Annotated in this window: 13 protein-coding genes; 5 read left to right on the top strand and 8 right to left on the bottom strand. The window is 70.9% G+C overall.

Annotated elements, in window-relative coordinates; translation table 11 throughout:
- Positions 1-35: 35 nt before the first annotated feature.
- Genes ACS5RC_RS03960 through ACS5RC_RS03950 form a run of 3 tightly spaced genes read right to left on the bottom strand, consistent with a single transcriptional unit; the run spans position 36 to position 5,240 of the window.
- Complete coding sequence (locus tag ACS5RC_RS03960) at positions 36-3,125, bottom strand: efflux RND transporter permease subunit (RefSeq protein WP_478342502.1); 3,090 nt, start codon at positions 3,123-3,125, stop codon at positions 36-38.
- A gap of 1 nt (position 3,126) precedes the next feature.
- Positions 3,127-4,203 carry an efflux RND transporter periplasmic adaptor subunit gene (locus ACS5RC_RS03955; protein ID WP_478342501.1) on the bottom strand — a complete coding sequence of 359 codons (1,077 nt, stop codon included), beginning with the start codon at positions 4,201-4,203 and terminating at the stop codon, positions 3,127-3,129.
- Positions 4,200-5,240, bottom strand: a complete 1,041-nt coding sequence (locus ACS5RC_RS03950; protein ID WP_478342500.1) for an efflux RND transporter periplasmic adaptor subunit — start codon at positions 5,238-5,240, stop codon at positions 4,200-4,202. Before ACS5RC_RS03950 ends, ACS5RC_RS03955 begins: the two co-directional genes overlap by 4 nt.
- Before the next feature lie 142 nt (positions 5,241-5,382).
- Here ACS5RC_RS03950 and ACS5RC_RS03945 point away from each other — a divergent pair, with 142 nt between their 5' ends.
- Positions 5,383-5,955: a TetR/AcrR family transcriptional regulator gene (locus ACS5RC_RS03945; RefSeq protein WP_478342499.1), complete on the top strand. Its 573-nt coding sequence runs from the start codon at positions 5,383-5,385 to the stop codon at positions 5,953-5,955.
- Positions 5,956-5,961: 6 nt separating this feature from the next.
- Here ACS5RC_RS03945 and ACS5RC_RS03940 read toward each other — a convergent pair whose 3' ends face one another.
- Positions 5,962-6,402 (bottom strand): protein tyrosine phosphatase family protein, encoded by a 441-nt coding sequence (locus ACS5RC_RS03940; RefSeq protein WP_478342498.1) that lies wholly within the window; start codon positions 6,400-6,402, stop codon positions 5,962-5,964.
- A gap of 138 nt (positions 6,403-6,540) precedes the next feature.
- Here ACS5RC_RS03940 and ACS5RC_RS03935 point away from each other — a divergent pair, with 138 nt between their 5' ends.
- Positions 6,541-7,782, top strand: a complete 1,242-nt coding sequence (locus tag ACS5RC_RS03935) for a molybdopterin molybdotransferase MoeA (protein ID WP_478342497.1) — start codon at positions 6,541-6,543, stop codon at positions 7,780-7,782.
- A 50-nt stretch (positions 7,783-7,832) separates the two neighbouring features.
- Here ACS5RC_RS03935 and ypfJ read toward each other — a convergent pair whose 3' ends face one another.
- Together ypfJ and ACS5RC_RS03925 are read right to left on the bottom strand one after the other, a co-directional pair.
- The gene (ypfJ, locus tag ACS5RC_RS03930; protein WP_478342496.1) at positions 7,833-8,747 is read right to left on the bottom strand and encodes a KPN_02809 family neutral zinc metallopeptidase; all 915 of its coding nucleotides are present in this window, start codon (positions 8,745-8,747) and stop codon (positions 7,833-7,835) included.
- Between the two features lie 83 nt (positions 8,748-8,830).
- Entirely contained in the window at positions 8,831-9,718 is an 888-nt protein-coding gene (locus ACS5RC_RS03925; protein ID WP_478342495.1) for a uracil-DNA glycosylase, read from the bottom strand.
- Positions 9,719-9,918: 200 nt separating this feature from the next.
- Between ACS5RC_RS03925 and ACS5RC_RS03920 the strand changes: the two genes are divergently transcribed.
- The 3 genes from ACS5RC_RS03920 (at position 9,919) to ACS5RC_RS03910 (ending at position 14,628) form a co-directional block, all read left to right on the top strand.
- Entirely contained in the window at positions 9,919-11,592 is a 1,674-nt protein-coding gene (locus tag ACS5RC_RS03920; protein WP_478342494.1) for an electron transfer flavoprotein-ubiquinone oxidoreductase, read from the top strand.
- Between the two features lie 161 nt (positions 11,593-11,753).
- A complete protein-coding gene (locus tag ACS5RC_RS03915; protein WP_478342493.1) occupies positions 11,754-13,613 on the top strand; it encodes a tetratricopeptide repeat protein in 1,860 nt (619 codons plus the stop codon).
- Between the two features lie 139 nt (positions 13,614-13,752).
- Positions 13,753-14,628 carry a 4-(cytidine 5'-diphospho)-2-C-methyl-D-erythritol kinase gene (locus ACS5RC_RS03910; protein ID WP_478342492.1) on the top strand — a complete coding sequence of 292 codons (876 nt, stop codon included), beginning with the start codon at positions 13,753-13,755 and terminating at the stop codon, positions 14,626-14,628.
- A gap of 24 nt (positions 14,629-14,652) precedes the next feature.
- On the opposite strand, the gene ACS5RC_RS03905 is transcribed toward ACS5RC_RS03910, so the two are convergent.
- Both ACS5RC_RS03905 and ACS5RC_RS03900 read right to left on the bottom strand, forming a co-directional pair.
- The gene (locus ACS5RC_RS03905; RefSeq protein WP_478342491.1) at positions 14,653-15,783 is read right to left on the bottom strand and encodes an acyltransferase family protein; all 1,131 of its coding nucleotides are present in this window, start codon (positions 15,781-15,783) and stop codon (positions 14,653-14,655) included.
- A gap of 191 nt (positions 15,784-15,974) precedes the next feature.
- Entirely contained in the window at positions 15,975-16,997 is a 1,023-nt protein-coding gene (locus ACS5RC_RS03900; protein WP_478342490.1) for a polyprenyl synthetase family protein, read from the bottom strand.
- Positions 16,998-17,029 lie beyond the last annotated feature (32 nt).

The raw sequence follows: 17,029 nt of genomic DNA, 5'->3' as shown, positions 1-17,029 counted from the left end.
CGTCCCTCAGGGTCGGCGGCTCCGGACAAGCCGTTTCAGCGTCCGCGCGCCGGCGCCTTGATCCGGTAGCAGCCGACGTAGAGAGCCGGGAGGAACAGCAGCGTCAGCATCGTCGCCGCCAGGATGCCGCCGATCATCGCGTAGGCCATCGGGCCCCAGAACACCTCGCGGGCGATCGGGATGAGGCCGAGGCTGGCGGCGGCCGCGGTGAGCAGGATCGGGCGCATGCGGTGGCGCGTCGCCTCGACCACCGCGTCCCAGGGCGACAGCCCCTCGGCCTCGCACTCGTCGATCTGGGTGACGAGGATCACGCCGTTGCGCACGATGATGCCGATCAGCGCCAGGATGCCGAGGATCGCCACGAAGCCCATCGGCTTGTCGAAGAGCAGAAGCGCCGGGACCACGCCGATCAGCCCGAGGGGCGCCACCGAGAAGACGAGCAGCATCTTGCCCACGCTCTGGAGCTGAATCATCAGGAACACCGCCATCGTCAGCAGCATCACCGGCACCACGGCGGCGATCGGCCCCTGGCCCTTGGCGGCTTCCTCGACGGCGCCGCCGGTCTCCAGCGTGTAGCCCTCGGGCAGCGCCTTGGCGAAGGCGTCGATGTCGGACTTGAGCGCGGCCACGATGGTCGGGGGCTGCGTCGTGTCGGTGATCGCCGCCCGGACGGTGATCGCCGCGACACGGTTGCGGCGCCAGACGATCGGCTGCTCCAGGTCGTAGTCGATCCGTGCGAAGGCCAGCAGCGGCACGACCGTGCCGTTGGCGAGCCCGACCTGGAGGCTCTGGAGTGTGTCGAGGGAGGTGCGCTCGGCGGCGCGCGCCCGGCCGACGACGCCGACGAGATAGATCGAGTCGCGCACCTGGGTGATCGCGGTGCCGCCGACGACGCCGTTGAGGATGCCGGCGATGTCCTGGCTGGTCACGCCGAGCTGGCGGGCCTTGTCCTGCAGGATCTCGACGCGCAGCACCTTGCCGGGCTCGTTCCAGTCGAAGGTCGGCACCGCCACGTGGGGATTCTTGGCCACGACGTTGGCGAGCCCCAGCGCCTGCTCGCGCACGATCTGGAGGTCGGGCCCGCTCAGGCGGTACTGGATCGGGCGCCCGACGGGCGGCCCGAGGGAGAGCGGGCTGACGAACACGTCGGTGCCGACGAACTCGCGCTTGCCGATCTCCCCGAGCTTCCGGAACAGCCGGTCGCGCGCCTCGATCGACTTCGTGACGATCACGATCTGGCCGAAGAAGGCGTTGTTCAATTGCTGGTCGAGGGGCAGGTAGAAGCGCACCGCGCCCTGCCCGACATAGGACGACCAGCGCTCGATGTCGGGCTCGGCCGCGAGCTTGGCCTCGAACCGGTCCATCTGCGCCCGGGTCTCGGTGATGGTCGCGTTCTGCGGCAGGGTCAGGTCGACCAGGATCTCGGTGCGGTCCGAGGCCGGGAAGAATTGCTGCTGCACGCGGCCCATGCCGACGACCGCGAGCGCCATCAGGGCGACGCAGATCGTCACCGTGACCCAGCGGAAGCGCATCGCGACCTGCAGCAGCGCCAGGAAGGCACGCCCCATCCGGCCGGGCTCGTGGCTGTGCTTCTTCATGGATCGCGGCAGCAGCGTCACCCCGATGAGCGGGGCGAACAGCACGGCGACGATCCACGAGATCAGCAGGGCGGCGGCGATCACCACGAAGAGCGAGTAGGTGTACTCACCCGCCGACGACCCGTTGAACCCGATCGGCAGGAAGCCCGCCACGGTGACGAGCGTCCCGGTCAGCATCGGGAAGGCGGTCGAGGTGTAGGCAAAGGTCGCAGCCTTCTTCAGGCTGTCGCCGAGCTCGAGCCGCGCGACCATCATCTCGACGGTGATCATCGCGTCGTCGACGAGAAGGCCGAGCGCGATGATGAGCGCGCCGAGCGAGATGCGCTGCAGCGTCACGTCCATCACCTGCATCACGACGAACACGATGGCGAGGACGAGCGGGATCGACAGGCTGACGACGAAGCCCGCCCGCATGCCGAGGCTGATGAAGCTCACGGCGAGCACGATCACCACGGCCTCGACCAGTGCCTGGGTGAAGCCGCCGACCGCCTCCTCGACGATCTTCGGCTGGTCCGAGACGAGGTGGACGCCGACGCCGATCGGGAGCTTGGCCTCGATCAGCCGCATGCGCGCCTTCAGGTCCTCCCCGAAATGCAGGAGGTTGGCCGACGGCCGCATCGCGATGGCGAGGCCGATCGCCGGTTTGCCGTCGACACGGAACATCGCCGAGGGCGGATCCTCGTAACCGCGGCTGATCTCGGCCACGTCCGAGAGGCGGAAGAAGCGGTCGTTGACGCGCAGGTTGATGTCGAGGAGCGAGGCCTCGGAGGCGAATTGCCCGCTCACCCGCACGGAGACGCGCTCCGGCCCGGCCTGGACCACGCCCGAGGCGGAGACCGCGTTCTGGGTCTGCAGCGTCTTGATCAGGGATTGGAAGTCGATGCCGTAGCCGGCGAGCTTGCGGGTCGCGAAGTCGAGGTAGATCGTCTCCTTCTGGGTGCCGAGCAGCAGGGTCTTGCCGATGTTGGGCACCTTGAGGATCTCGGTGCGCACGCCCTCGACGTAATCGCGCAGCTGCCGATGGGTCAGGCCGTCCGCCGTGAAGGCGTAGACGTTGCCGTAGACGTCGCCGAACTCGTCGTTGAAGAACGGGCCCTGCACCCCGGCCGGGAAATTGCCCTGGATGTCGCCCAGCCGCTTGCGCACCTGGTAGAAGGCCGGCTGGATCTCGTTCTTCTTCGTGGTGTCGCGGAACTGGACGAACACCGTCGCCTGCCCGGGGGTGGTGTAGCTGCGCACGTAGTCGAGCGCGTTGATCTGCTGCACCTCCTTCTCGATCCGGTCGGTGACCTGCTCCAGCGTGTCGCGGATGGTCGCGCCCGGCCAGCTCGCCTGGACGACCATGGTCTTGATCGCGAAGGGCGGATCCTCCTCGCGGCCGAGCCCCCGATAGGCGAGCAGGCCCGCGAGCAGGCACACCGCCATCAGGAACCACACGAAGGAGCGGTGCGAGAGCGCCCATTCGGAGGCGTTGAAGCCGTCGCTGCGGGTCTCGTCGGCGCCGGGGACGTCGCGGGGGGCGTGCATCTCAGAAGGCCTCGTCGGAGAGTCGCACGGTCTGGCCCTCGCGCAGGGAATGGACGCCCGCGACGACGACACGCTCGCCGGCCTGCACGCCGGCGGTGAGGACCGCGCGCTCGGCGCGGCGCTCGCCGAGCGTCACCGCCCGTCGCACGACCGTGGTGCCGGCGGCATCGATGACCCAGACCGAGTCCTTGCCATCCTCGGTGAGGATCGCGCTCTCGGGCAGGACCACGTGCGGGGCGATCTTGCGCGTGAGGGCGACCGTGATCGTGGCACCGAGCCGGAAGGCGATGGGCGGATCCTTGAGCGTCATGCGGACCCGGCGGGTGCGGGTGCTGGCATCGGCGAAGGGGGCGACCTCGCGCACCGTTCCGGCCGCGGTCACGTTCGGCGCGCTCTGCAGGGCGACCGTGAAGCGATCGTCCATCGGCATGCCGCCGACGAGATCCTCCGGGATGTCGACCACCGCCTCGCGCACCTCCGGCCGCGCCACCGTGACGACGGTCTGGCCGGCGGTGAGGTCCTGGCCGACCTCCGCCCGGCGCTCGGTGACGACCCCGTCGAAATCGGCCTTCAGCTCGGTGTAGCCGATCTGGTCGCGGGCCTTCTGCAGGCTGGCCTGGGCCTGGGCGAGGCGGGCCTGGGCGGTGTCGCGGTTGGCGGTCGCGGAATCGAGCTGGGCCTGGGTGACGTTGCCGCCGTCCATCAGGCGTCGGGTGCGTGCCTCGGTGGCGGCGGCGTTCTCGGCCTGGGCGCGTGCATCGGCGACGTCCGCCTCGGCCCGGGTCAGGGCGTAGCGGGTGACGATCGGGTCGAGGGCGGCGAGGCGCTGGCCCTTCTTCACCGAGTCGCCGACGGTGACGTCGCGCGCCACCACCCGGCCGGCGATCTGGAAGCCGAGCTGCGACTGGTAGCGCGGCTCGACCGTTCCGGCGAAGGGTCCGAAACGGACCGTATCGATGGATTTCGCCAGCGTGTAGAGCACCGGGCGCACCGGAGGCGCCTCGGTCTTCTCCTCTTGCTTGCAGGCCCCGAGGGCTGTGGCCGTCGAGAGGACGATCGCCAGGAGGAGAGGTCTCATCGCAGGAGCTCCGCGACCGTCACCGTCTGGCCGGGCCGCAGGAACTGGATCCCGGCGATCACGACCTCCTCGCCCGGCCACACGCCGGAACTCAGGGCGATCGAATCTGGGCCGTAGCGGTCGATCGCGACGGGGCGCGGCGCCACGGTGCCGGTGCCGGGATCGCGCACCCACACGGCCGGGCGGTTCTGCCAGCGGTAGAGGGCCGACCAGGGCAGGACCACGGCCTTGCGCGGGGCGAAGCGGCCGCGGCCGATGACCACCGCGCCGAGCGACATCGCGGCGGGCGTCGTCGCGAGCCCGACCTTGACCCGCACCGTACCCGAGGCCGGATCGACGCTCGGCGCGATCTCGCGCACGCTGCCGACGGCCTGGACGGTGGGATCGGCCTGCAGCACCACCTCGATCGTCCTGCCGTGGGGGGGCGCGGCGAGAAGCGCCTCGTAGACGTTGAAGACCGCGTCGCGCGGGCCGTCCTGCGCCACCGTGAGCAGGGATTGGCCGGCCTGCACCACCTGCCCGGTCTCGAGCGAGCGGCTGAGGACGATCCCTTCGACGCCGGCCTTGAGCTCCGTGTAGGAGAATTGCTCGCGCGCGGTGCCGAGCGCCGCCTTGGCGGATTCCACCGCGGCCTGCGTGGTGCGCAGCTGCTGCTCGGCGTTGTCGTAGCTCGGGCGCGTGGTGAAGCCGCTGGTGAGGAGACTCTTCTGCCGCTCGAAGGTGAGCTTGGCCTGCGTCGCCAGCGCCTCCGCAGAGGTGAGCGCTGCCTCCGCGTTGACGAGGTTTGCGCGCTGCTCGTAGGGATCGAGACGGGCGAGAACCTGCCCGGCCGTGACGTGGTCGCCGACCTCGACCAGGCGTTCCTGCACCTTGCCGTTGGTGCGGAACGAGACGGCGGTCTGCGCCTGCGCCTGGATATCGCCGGTGAACACCGCTTCGGCGGATACCGCGGTCTCGGCGGCGACCTGGGTGCGGACCAGGGTCCGGGCGAGAAGGGGCACCTCGTCGGCGCCGGCTCGGCCGGGCACAGTGGCCATCAGCGCGACAAACGCGCAAAGTCTCAGGAACGGTGCGGACACGGCAACCTCAATCCCCGTCGCGGCGATTCGGCCTATCGCCGCGCAGCCTTATCCACTATCCTACCGACCGTCCAGACGGTTTCTAATCGCAGGGAAGACGATGGCTCACAGCCGGCGAGCAGATCGGGCGGACGTGATCCTCGACGCGGCCGAGGCGCTCCTGCGCCGCTCCGGGGACCGCACGCTGACGATCGAGGCGGTCGCGGCGGAGGCCGGCCTGAGCAAGGGCGGCGTGCTGCACCATTACGGCTCGAAGGACGCGCTGGTGGGTGCGCTGGCCGCCCGCAAGGTGATGCGGATGCGCGCCGGCATCGCCGAGCGGCTCGCCGAGCAGCCGGCCGGCCCGTCGGCGCTGCCGCGCGCGACGATCGCGCAGGCCCGCCAGCTCTATGCCGACGAGTGCGGCTTCCCGGACGCGCTGCTCCTCGCCTCGGCGGAGAACCCGGACGCGATCGCGGGTTTCCGGGCTTTCCTGGCCGAGCGGCTGGCGGAGATGCAGGCTCTGGAGAGCAATCCGGGCACCGGCGCGGCCCTGATCTTCTCGATCCTCGGGCTGATGCTCAGCCGCTCGCTCGGCTTCCACAAGCTGGAGGGCGCCCAGCTTGAGCAATTGTTCGGCGCCCTCGACGCGCAGGCCCGGGCGCTGGCCGGTGAGACCGAGCGGACGGATTGACGGCGCTCAGCCGCCTGCCGCGTCCGGGTTGGCGTCGAGCCAGCTCACGGCGCCGGTGAGATCGAACCCGCGCGCCGCACCGAATTCCAGGATGTCCGCGCGCCGCATCCGTCCGGCCAGCACCTCGCCCAGGACCCATAGGGTGAGCGAGCGGGTGCCGCCCCGGCAATGGGCGAGCACGGGTCCGTCCGCCTCCTCGACGGTGCGATGGAAGCGCTCGATCGCCTCCCGGGTGATGGTGGCGCCCGTCACGGGCAGATCCACGTAGGCGAGGCCCGCCGCCTCCGCCGCCCGGCGCTCGCCCTCCGAGCCGATCTGACCCGGCTCCTCACCGTCCGGCCGGTTGTTGATCAGCAGGCCGAAGCCCTGGCCGGCCAGAGCCGTGATCTCGGCGGCGCTCGGCTGGGGCGCCACGGAGAGTTTCGCGTCGACCGGCACGATCTTCATGGGACATCCTCTGGTGAACCGCCGACGCCGGACGCGGCGCCGGGCCGGGACTTGATCCCGCCGGTCCGATGCCGCAAGTCCGCCGGTCAGGAAACCGGGGATATCCGTGCCGAACCCGACCGGCTGCAGGCAGAGGGCATGACGGGCGCGGGCGACGATTGCGTCGCGGCCGTCGGTCAGCTGCTCCGGCTCGACGACGCGACCGCGCGCATCGCCGGGACCGCCGGCCCGGTCGTCGGCAGCGAGACCGTCGCGCTGGCGGAGGCGGACGGCCGCGTGCTCGCCTCGGACCTCGTCGCCACGCGCGCCCTGCCGCCCTTCGACAACGCCGCGGTCGACGGATACGCCCTGCGCGCCGCCGACCTCGCACCCGGCGGCCCGACCCGGCTGCCGGTGCGCGGTCGCGTGCTCGCCGGAGCCGCCTCGCACGATCCCGCGCTCGGCGCCGCAGTGCGGATCTTCACCGGTGCCCCAATCCCGGAAGGCGCCGACACCGTCGCGATGCAGGAGGATGTCCGCCTCGAGGAGGGCGTGGCGATCGTCCCGGCGGATCTGCGGCCCGGGGCCAACCGCCGCCGCGCGGGCGAGGACGTCGCCCGCGGCGCCCTCGCATTGCCGGGCGGGCGCCGGCTGTCGCCCCGAGACCTCGCGCTCGCGGCCGCCCTCGGCCTCGACAGCCTGATCGTGCGGCGGCGCCCGCGTGTGGCGCTGTTCTCCACCGGCGACGAGCTGACGGAGCCCGGAACGCCGCTCGGCGCGGCCGCGATCTACGACGCCAATCGGACGATGCTCGCCGCACTGATCCGTCGGAGCGGCTGCGAGCCGGTCGATCTCGGCATCCTGCGCGACGATGCGCGGGCGCTCGGCACACGCCTCGCCGACGCCGCCGGATGCCACGATCTCGTCCTGACCTCGGGCGGCGTCTCGGTCGGCGAAGCCAACCACGTGAAGGCGGCGGTGGCGGAGATCGGCGCGATCGGCCTCTGGCGGCTGGCGATCAAGCCGGGAAAGCCCGTGGCGGTCGGCTCGATCGCGGGCACGCCCTTCGTCGGCCTGCCGGGCAATCCGGTCGCGGCCTACGTCACCTTCGCGTTCGTGGTCATCCCGCTGCTGGCCCATCTCTGCGGTACGGAAGGGCCTGCGCTCCACGGGTTCACCGTGCGATCGGCCTTCGCGCACGCCAAGAAGGCGGGCCGGCGCGAGTTCCTCAGGGTGACGCTGCGCGCGGGCTCGGACGGGTCGATGGAGGCGGCTCCGGCCGGCAGCGGCGCGCTGAGCGGCCTCGCCGCCAGCGATGCGCTCGCCGACCTCCCCGAGGCCTGCACGGCCGTCGGGGTCGGCGATGCGATCCGGGTGCATCCCTATCCGATGCTCGGATAGGTTCTGTCGTCATGCCCCCGACCAAGCTTGGATCGGGCTTCTCAGGCGACTCAGTTGTCGGCTGTCCGGAAGGTGTCGCAGGACTTGGTCTGGCCGCTCTTGTAGCCGGTGGAGAACCAGCGCATGCGCTGCTCCGAGGAGCCGTGGGTGAAGGAATCCGGCACCGCGTAGCCCTGGGACTGTTTCTGGAGCTTGTCGTCGCCGATCGCGCTCGCCGCGTTCAGGGCTTCTTCGATGTCGCCCGGCTCCAGGGAATTGTACTTGTCGTTCGAGTTCTTGGCCCAGACCCCCGCGAGGCAGTCGGCCATCAGCTCGATCCGCACCGAGAGGGCGTTCGACTCGCGCTTGTTCGACGCCTGCTGCTGCCGTGCCTGGACCTTGCCGAGGATGCCGAGCACGTCCTGCACGTGATGGCCGACCTCGTGGGCGATGACGTAGGCGTAGGCGAAGTCGCCCTTCACGCCGAACTTCTGCTGCATCTCCTTGAAGAAGTCCGTGTCGAGATAGACCTTCTTGTCGAGCGGGCAGTAGAACGGCCCCATCGCGGCCTGGGCCGAGCCGCAGCCGCTGCGGGTTCCGCCGGTGTAGAGCACCATCGTGGTCGGCGTGTAGGACTTGCCGGTCTGGTTCGGCAGTACCGTGCTCCAGACGTCCTCGGTGTTGCCGAGAATCTTCGTGGCGAAGCGTCCGGATTCGTCGGTCGGTTGCTGGCGACGGCGCTGCTGCGTCTGGGGATCGACGCGCTCGGTCTGGCTCTGGCCGCCGCCGCGGGTCATCTGCTCGGCGCCGCCGATCAGGATCGCCGGGTTGATGCCCGTCACCCAGCCGATGATCAGCAGGACCACGATCGTGCCGATGCCGAGACCGCCGGCTCCGCCGCCGGGAAAGCCGAAGCCGCCCCCGCCACCGCCCTCGCCGCGCCGATCCTCGACGTTGTCGGAACTCCGGAAATCGTCCCAGCGCATGTGCCCGCCGCATCTGCCGCGTCGCCGACCGTCGGCGAACGGTTAGTAATGGCCGGGCAAAAGCGCGGGTTCCGCGCGGACGGTCAAGCTTTTCCGTCGAGCGCCGCGCGCACCAGCCGGAAATCCCGCCACGCCAGCCGCTTCTGCACCGGCTGACGCAGCAGGTAGGCCGGGTGAAGGGTCGCCAGCGCCCGCACCTCGCGGTCGGCGAGACGGTACGGGTAGAAGCGTCCGCGCGCCTTGAGGATCCCGTCCTTGGTGCCCGTCAGGGTCTGGGTCGCGGGACTGCCGAGGCAGACGATCAGGTCCGGATCGACCAGCTCGATCTGCCGCTCGATGAAGGGCTTGCAGACCGCGACCTCCTGGGGCGTGGGGTTTCGGTTTCCGGGCGGCCGCCAGGGCACGATGTTGGCGACGTAGGACGTGGTCCGGTCGAGGCCGATCGCCGCCATCATGCGGTCGAGAAGCTGGCCCGAACGGCCCATGAAGGGCTTGCCGATCCGGTCCTCGTCGGCGCCCGGCGCCTCGCCGACGAACATCACCTTGGCGGCCGGGTTGCCGTCGGCGAAGACGAGGTTCTTGGCGGTGAAGCGCAAGGGGCAGCTGTCGAACTCGGCGAGGAGCGCCTCGAGTTGCTCCAGGCTGTCGGCCGTGCGCGCCCGGGCCCGCGCATCCGTCGCGGCCTCGTCGGGCTTGGCCGAGGCGGATTGGCCGAAGGTCCGCGCGGGGGCCGATCGTGCCGCGGTCGCTTCGCGTGCCGGCACAGCTGCCCGGGGCGGGGCTTCCCGGGCCTGCGGCACCTCTCGCGCCTGCGGCGCGCGGGCGGCCGGCGCGGTGCGGCGCGGTTCGGGCGCGTCCGCCTCGCCGAAGCGGTCATGCGGGCGCTCGTCGAGGGCCGCGTCGACGCCGGCCTCGGCGTGGAAATCCAGATAGGCGATCAGGTCGCGCTGCGCGTCGGCGTCTGCGGTCATCGTCGGGAATGTGGGGCGCCTCGCGCCTGTGGACAACGTCGGGCCCGGCATCGGCCGCAGCGGCGCGTTAGCGCGCCTCCCCTGCCAAGCAGCGCTTGCCAACCTAGCTTGGAATCGGTTCAGAGCGAGCACGACAGGTTCGAGACGGGCGAGGCGGGTATATCCGCGCCTCGGGCCCGGGGCACAGGCAGGAGACCAGGATGGCGCTTCCCGAACGCGAGGGCATGGATTTCGACGTGGTGATCGTCGGCGCGGGGCCGGCGGGGCTCGCCGCCGCGATCCGCCTCAAGCAGCGTGCCGCCGAGACCGGCGAGGAGGTCAGCGTCGTTGTGGTCGAGAAGGGCTCCGAAGTCGGCGCCCATATCCTCTCGGGCGCGGTGATCGACCCGTCCGGCCTCGACCTGCTCGTGCCCGACTGGCGCGACGACCCGGAGCGCCCGCTCAAGACCGCGGTGGAGCGGGACGAGTTCATGTTCCTCACCAAGAACAGCGGCCTCACCCTGCCGAACGTGTTCTTTCCCAAGCTGATGTCCAACCACGGCAATTTCGTCGGCTCGCTCTCGAACGTGACGAAGTATCTCGGCGTCAAGGCCGAGGCGCTGGGCGTCGAGATCTATCCCGGCTTTCCGGCGGCGGAGGTGCTCTACGACGATGCCGGGCGGGTCGTGGGGGTCGCCACGGGCGATCTCGGGATCGGCAAATCCGGCGAGGCGCGCGACGACTTCACCCGCGGTATGGAGCTGCGCGGCAAGTACACGGTGTTCGGCGAGGGCGCGCGCGGCTCGCTCACCAAGACGGTGATCGACCGCTTCAAGCTCAACGCCCACAGCGACCACCAGAAATACGGACTCGGCGTCAAGGAACTCTGGCAGCTGGCGCCGGGCAAGTTCGAGCCCGGCCTCGTCCAGCACACCATGGGCTGGCCGCTGCCCAACAAGGCCGGCGGCGGCTCCTGGCTCTACCATTTCGACGACCACCTGCTCTCGGTCGGCTTCGTCACGCACCTGAACTACGAGAACCCGACCCTGTCGCCGTTCGAGGAGTTCCAGCGCTTCAAGACCCATCCGATGATCGCCGAGACCTTCGAGGGCGCCAAGCGCATCGGCTACGGCGCCCGCGCCATCATGGAGGGCGGCTGGCAATCCGTCCCGAAGCTCGTCTTCCCGGGCGGCTGCCTGGTGGGCGATTCCGCCGGCTTCGTGAACGTGCCGCGCATCAAGGGCTCGCACAACGCGGTGCTGTCCGGCATCCAGGCGGCGGACGCCCTCGCCGACGCGCTGAGGGCCGGCCGCGCCGGCGACGAGCTGACCGCCTACGAGGCGGGCTGGCGCGACAGCCCGATCGGCGAGGACCTGAAGCGGGTGCGCAACGTCAAGCCGCTGTGGTCGCGCTACGGCACGCTGGTCGGGGTGGGGCTCGGCGGCCTCGACATGTGGGCCAACACGATCCTCGATGCCTCGCCCTTCGGCACGCTCGCCCACGGCAAGCCCGACCATGCCTGCCTCAAGCCGATCTCCGAGGTGACGCCGATCGTCTACCCGAAGCCCGACGGCAAGCTGACCTTCGACCGTCTCTCCTCCGTCTACCTGTCGAACACCAATCACGAGGAGGATCAGCCGGCCCATCTCCAGGTCCGCGACATGGGCCTGCAGAAGAATTCCGAGCACGACGTCTACGGCGGCCCCTCGGCACGCTACTGCCCGGCGGGCGTCTACGAATGGGTGGAGGACGCGGCGGCCCAGGGCGGCGTGCGCTACCAGATCAACGCGCAGAACTGCGTCCACTGCAAGACGTGCGACATCAAGGATCCGAACCAGAACATCAACTGGGTCACCCCCGAAGGACCCGGAGGGCCGAACTACCCGAACATGTGATCGGACCGGAATCGGCGAGCCCGCAGGGCGCCCCGGAGCCGTCCGGGGTGCCATCCTTTCGCCTTGCGGGCATGGCGGGAAGGGTCCACTGTCCCGCCCGATCTTGCGACCGCCCCCGGGGGACCGGGCCAGCGGCGCGCCAGGAGCCGCGAACCGTGTTCATGTTCGACAGACGCGCCCGCCGCACCGTCTCGGTGTTCGCACTCGCCCTCGCGGCCGGATTCGGACCCGCGCACGCGGCGCAGCCCCGCGACGCCTCGCCGATCGCCGATTACGAGCCGGCCGACTCCCTCGAGGGCAACTTCCTGGCCGCCTACATCGCGGGTGCCGCGCGCGACACGGGCGCCGCGGCGACCTTCTATCGCGAGGCGATGAAGGCCGATCCGCGCAACGCCGAATTGCTGGAGCGCGCCTTCATCTCGATGCTGGCCGACGGCGCCCTGCCGGACGCCTTCCGGGCCGCCGAGCGCCTGACCAACCGCGACGGGGCGAACGGGCTCGCCAACCTCGCGCTCGGGGTGCGCCAGATCAAGGCGGGCCAATGGGCCGGCGCGCGCCAGAACTTCGGGCGCAGCGGGCGCGGCGCCGCCGCCGACCTCACCGCGACGCTGCTGACGGCGTGGTCCTTCGCGGGGGCCGGCGACGGCAAGCGGGCGCTGGAGACGGTGAGCAAGCTGCGCGGCGAGCGCTACTACAACACCTTCCGGGACTATCACGCGGGCCTCATCGCGTCCGTGGTGGGCGATCAGGCGGAGGCCGAGCGCCGCCTCAAGGCCGCCTACGACGCGGACCGCAACACGCTGCGGGTGGTCGATGCCTATGCGCGCTTCGAGGCCGCCGCCGGGCGCACCGACCTCGCGATCCAGGCCTATACCGAGCTCGACAACGTCGCCCCCCGCCACCCGATCGTGCGCGACGCCCTCGACAAGCTGAAGAGCGGCAAGCCGCTCGGGCGGCTGATCAACACCGCCCAGGAGGGCGCCGCCGAGGTGCTCTACGGGCTGGGCTCCGCCGGCTCGACCCAGGGCGACGAGCTGCCCGCGATCATCTACCTGCGGCTCGCGCTCTACCTCTCGCCCGACCACGCGCTGGCCCGGCTGACGCTCGCCGACATCCTCGACCGGATGAAGCAGCCCGAGCGCGCGAACGAGGCCTACGCGCAGATCCCCGCGACCTCGCCGCTGAAGCTCAACGCCGACATCCAGATCGGGCTCAACCTGGAGCAAGTCGGCAAGGGCGACGAGGCGCTGGCGCATCTCGACGCGGCCATGAAGGCCCATCCCGACGACATCGACGTGATCACGGCGCTCGGCAACGTGCAGCGCTCGCGTAAGAAGTACGCCGAGGCCGCCGAAACCTACACCCGGGCCATCGCGCTGATCGGCGACCGGCCGCAGCAGAACTACTGGACCACCTACTATTTCCGCGGCACCGCCTACGAGCGGGCCAAGCAATGGCCCAAAGCCGAGGCCGACCTGAAGAAGGCGCTCGAGCTGGTCCCGGCCTCGCAGCCGGCAGCGCGCGCGCAGGTGCTGAACTACCTCGGGTATTCCTGGGTCGACCAGAAGATCAACATCGACGAGGCCTTCACGCTGCTGAAGCAGGCTGCCGATGCGAGCCCGCGCGACGGCATGATCATCGACAGCCTGGGCTGGGCCTATTACCGCCTCGGCCGCTGGGACGAGGCGATGCGGGAGCTGGAGAAGGCCGTCGAGCTGAAGCCCGGCGACCCGACCATCAACGACCACCTCGGCGATGCCTATTGGCGCTCGGGCCGCCGTCTCGAGGCCAAGTTCCAGTGGCAGCACGCCAAGGACCTCAACCCCGAGCCGGACGACCTCGAGCAGATCAACGAGAAGCTCAAGACCGGGCTTCCGGAGATCGAGAAGCCGACGGCGACGGCCGAGAACCCGCCGGCTCCGGTGGCCGCCCCGCACAACCCGGAAAACCCGGAATTGCCGAAGGGCGCTCCGCAGCCCGGCGACGCGCCCGGATCGGCCGACAAGAAGACCGGCGGCTGACGCGCCCGGGCGATCGGTGCTGAGGGCCGGTCGCCGAAGGGCCGAAAGGCCGGTCGCCGGAGACCCCTCCCGGCTTGCCCCCGCGTCGGCGGGCTCTTAAGGGCTGGCGGTCCCCGCCATCCCTGCCGCCGGAGCGCCCGTGCCGCCCCTCACCACCCGCGCGCCCGCCAAGATCAACCTGACCCTGCACGTGCTCGGGCGCCGCCCCGAGGACGGCTACCACGTGCTGGAGAGCCTCGTCGCCTTCGCGGGCGCCGCCGACACCCTGACGCTGATCCCCGGCCCGCGCCTCGACCTCGCGGTGAGCGGCCCGACGGCGGGGCCGGCCGGCCCGACCGACGACAATCTCGTGCTACGGGCGGCCCGGCATCTCGCCGCCGGCCGGCCCGGATTGCGCCTCGGGGCGTTCCGCCTCGTCAAGCGGCTCCCGGTGGCGGCCGGGATCGGCGGCGGCTCGTCCGACGCTGCCGCCGCCCTGCGGCTGCTGGCGCGCCTCAACGACATCGCCCTCGACCATCCCGCGTTGGTGTCGGCCGCGCGGGCGACGGGGGCCGATGTGCCGGTCTGCCTCGCGCCGCGGGCGCGGATGATGCGGGGCGCGGGCGAGGCCGTCGGCCCGGCTTTGAGTCTCGCGCCGCTGCCCGCCGTTCTGATCAATCCCGGTGTGCCGGTGCCGACCGCACCGGTGTTCCGGGCGCTCGGCCTCCGGGTCGGCGAGACGCTGCCCGGCGAGGCGCATCCGGAGATCCGGGACGGGCTCGGGGCGGACGTGCTGATCCGGACGATCGCCCCGGCGCGCAACGATCTCGAGGCGCCCGCGCTCACCGTCGCGCCGGTGGTGGGCGAGGCCCTCGCCGCGCTCCGCGCCCAGCCCGGATGCCGGCTCGCGCGGATGTCGGGCTCGGGCGCCACGGTGTTCGCCCTGTTCGCGGACCGGCACGCCGCATCGCGCGCCGCGCGCCGGATCCGCCTCGACGAGCCGGGCTGGTGGGTGGCGGCGACCCTCCTGCGCTGACCCGGCGCGCGCTCTGCGTCGGGGTCAGGCGCGGGAGGCCGCGGCCGCGGCGGGCGCCGTCCGCGCGCGGTCGGTGAGGGCGTTCCCCCGCACCGCATCCCGGATCCGGTCGACATAGGGGTCGATCAGCGCCTGGAGCAGGCAGGAGAGCGCGACGCTGGCGATCAGGCCGAAGACGAAGCTCTCGTAGGAATACCCCGTCGAGAAGGACAGGATGAAGACCTCGACCACCGGGTGGAAGACGTAGAGCGGGTAGGTGACACGCCCGAGCGCCTCATCCAGCGCGCGCGCCCGTCCCCGGATGCGCAGCTGCGCCAAGCCGGCGATCGCGGCGATCAGCGCGAGCAGCATGACGTACTCGACGAGCGCGCCCTGCTCGGTGCCGGGCGCCCGGTCATGGACCGAGTAGGTCACGAACTGCGCGGTGAGGCCCGCGAAGGCGACGAGGCCTGTGAGGTAGCTCACGGGGGTGCGCCGGGTGAGCACGAAATAGAGCGCCGAGCCGAAGACGAAGTAGGGCGCGAGCGAGACCATCGCGGGCAGGTGGCCGGTCATCGACAGCAGCCACGGCAGCAGCAGCAGCAGCGCCAGCCCGCACAGGATGCGGCCGAGCATCCGGTGCCCGCGCCGCGCGATGCCGCCGACGCGCTCCAGGCCGAGGGCCAGCGCGATGAACAGGTAGAACATCATCTCGACCCGCACGGCCCAGCCGATGCCGATGAACTCGAACTCCATCGCCTTGTTCGAGAGCGGCACGAAGCCGAGCATGTTCGCGAGGATATTCTTGAGCGTGAAGGCCTGATCGCCGGTGAACTCGGCAGTGCGGGCGATGCGGATCGAACCGGTCCCGTAGAACACGAGGCAGACCACGATCATCAGGACGAGCGCCAGGACGTAGTGCGGCACGATCCGCAGCAGGCGGTTCTCGATGAAGCGGACCGGGCGGGCGCGGTAGAACCGGGTCACCGCCTCGGTGATCACGAAGCCCGAGAGGATGAAGAAGGCCAGCACGGCGACGTAGCCGAACAGGTAGGGTTTCGTCAGGGCCGCCACCGCATCGGGCGCGACGTCGGCGCAGAAATGCTTGAACAGGACGAGGAAGGCCAGGAAGAAGCGGAACGCTCCGAACGGCCTGTAGTCCGGACGATCTGTCATCGCGGGAGCCTTGCGGGCCGCCCCGAACCGACCGCCGGTGGCGGAGGGCGCTTGCAGGCAGCGTTCGAGGTCGAGTCGAACACCCTGAGCAAGAGCGGGACCGGGATGCCCCGTACCGGAACGGACGCGACCGGTGCCGGAGCGGGACGGACGAGCCGTCCGTTTCCCGTCCTGGAACGTGTGTTCGCGCCTCAGTGCGCGCGGGAGATGCAGAAATCCACGGCCTGGAGCAGCGCAGCCTTCATGGCGCCGTTCGGGAACAGCGCGAGGGCGTCGCGCGCCATCGCGCCGTAGTGGCGGGCGCGCTCCACCGTGTCGTCCAGCGCGCGGTGACGGCGCAGGATGGTGCGGGCCGTCTCGAGATCGCCCTCCTGCAGATCGCCCTCCTGCAGGGTGCGGCGCCAGAAGGTGCGCTCGTCCTCTGAGCCGCGCCGGAAGGCCAGGACGATCGGCAGGGTGATCTTGCCCTCGCGGAAATCGTCGCCGACGTTCTTTCCGAGCGCCGCGCTGGTGCCGCCGTAATCGAGGGCGTCGTCGATGAGCTGGAAGGCGATGCCGAGGTTCATGCCGTAGGAGCGGCAGGCGGCCTGCTCGGGCCGCGGGCGCTCGGCGATGACCGGACCAACCTCGCAGGCGGCGGCGAAGAGCTCCGCCGTCTTGCCGCGGATGACCGCGAGGTACTCGTCCTCGGTGGTCTCGGTGTTCTTGGCGGCGGTGAGCTGCATCACCTCGCCCTCGGCGATCACGGTCGCGGCCGCGGACAGGATGTCGAGAGCGCGCAGCGAGCCGACCTCGACCATCATGCGGAAGGCTTGGCCGAGCAGGAAGTCGCCGACGAGCACGCTCGCCTCGTTGCCCCACTTGATCCGGGCGGCGACCCGGCCGCGGCGCATATCGCTCTCGTCGACCACGTCGTCGTGCAGGAGTGTGGCCGTGTGCATGAACTCGACGCTGGCCGCGAGCTTCACCGCCCCCTCCCCGCCCGCGTAGCCGCAGAGATCGGCGCAGGCGAGGGTGAGGATCGGCCGCAGCCGCTTGCCGCCCGACGAGATCAGGTGGCTCGCCACCTCGGGTATCATGGCGACCTCGGATCCCGTCCGTGACAGGATCGTGGTGTTGACGCGGGCCATCCCGTCGGCGACGAGCGCGACCAGATCGCTCAGGCTCGCCTCCGCTTCGGAGCGGCCTTTGTCCATGGGAACAACGACACCCAAGGTCCGATGCCTCCACACCGTTCGACCGCGAC

It is taken from the genome of Methylobacterium sp. HJ2 (genome assembly GCF_056431005.1).
The sequence above is the reverse complement of the archived record's forward strand: the minus strand, read 5'-3'. Positions and strand labels throughout refer to the sequence as shown.

Excerpts from the sequence above, each read along its gene's own strand:
- ACS5RC_RS03960 (WP_478342502.1), bottom strand. The coding sequence starts at position 3,125 with ATGCACGCCCCCCGCGACGTCCCCGGCGCCGACGAGACCCGCAGCGAC.
- ACS5RC_RS03950 (WP_478342500.1), bottom strand. The coding sequence starts at position 5,240 with ATGGCCACTGTGCCCGGCCGAGCCGGCGCCGACGAGGTGCCCCTTCTC.
- ypfJ (WP_478342496.1), bottom strand. The coding sequence starts at position 8,747 with ATGCGCTGGGACGATTTCCGGAGTTCCGACAACGTCGAGGATCGGCGC.
- ACS5RC_RS03945 (WP_478342499.1), top strand. The coding sequence starts at position 5,383 with ATGGCTCACAGCCGGCGAGCAGATCGGGCGGACGTGATCCTCGACGCG.
- ACS5RC_RS03905 (WP_478342491.1), bottom strand. The coding sequence starts at position 15,783 with ATGACAGATCGTCCGGACTACAGGCCGTTCGGAGCGTTCCGCTTCTTC.
- ACS5RC_RS03925 (WP_478342495.1), bottom strand. The coding sequence starts at position 9,718 with ATGACCGCAGACGCCGACGCGCAGCGCGACCTGATCGCCTATCTGGAT.
- ACS5RC_RS03940 (WP_478342498.1), bottom strand. The coding sequence starts at position 6,402 with ATGAAGATCGTGCCGGTCGACGCGAAACTCTCCGTGGCGCCCCAGCCG.
- ACS5RC_RS03920 (WP_478342494.1), top strand. The coding sequence starts at position 9,919 with ATGGCGCTTCCCGAACGCGAGGGCATGGATTTCGACGTGGTGATCGTC.
- ACS5RC_RS03955 (WP_478342501.1), bottom strand. The coding sequence starts at position 4,203 with ATGAGACCTCTCCTCCTGGCGATCGTCCTCTCGACGGCCACAGCCCTC.
- ACS5RC_RS03935 (WP_478342497.1), top strand. The coding sequence starts at position 6,541 with ATGACGGGCGCGGGCGACGATTGCGTCGCGGCCGTCGGTCAGCTGCTC.
- ACS5RC_RS03915 (WP_478342493.1), top strand. The coding sequence starts at position 11,754 with ATGTTCGACAGACGCGCCCGCCGCACCGTCTCGGTGTTCGCACTCGCC.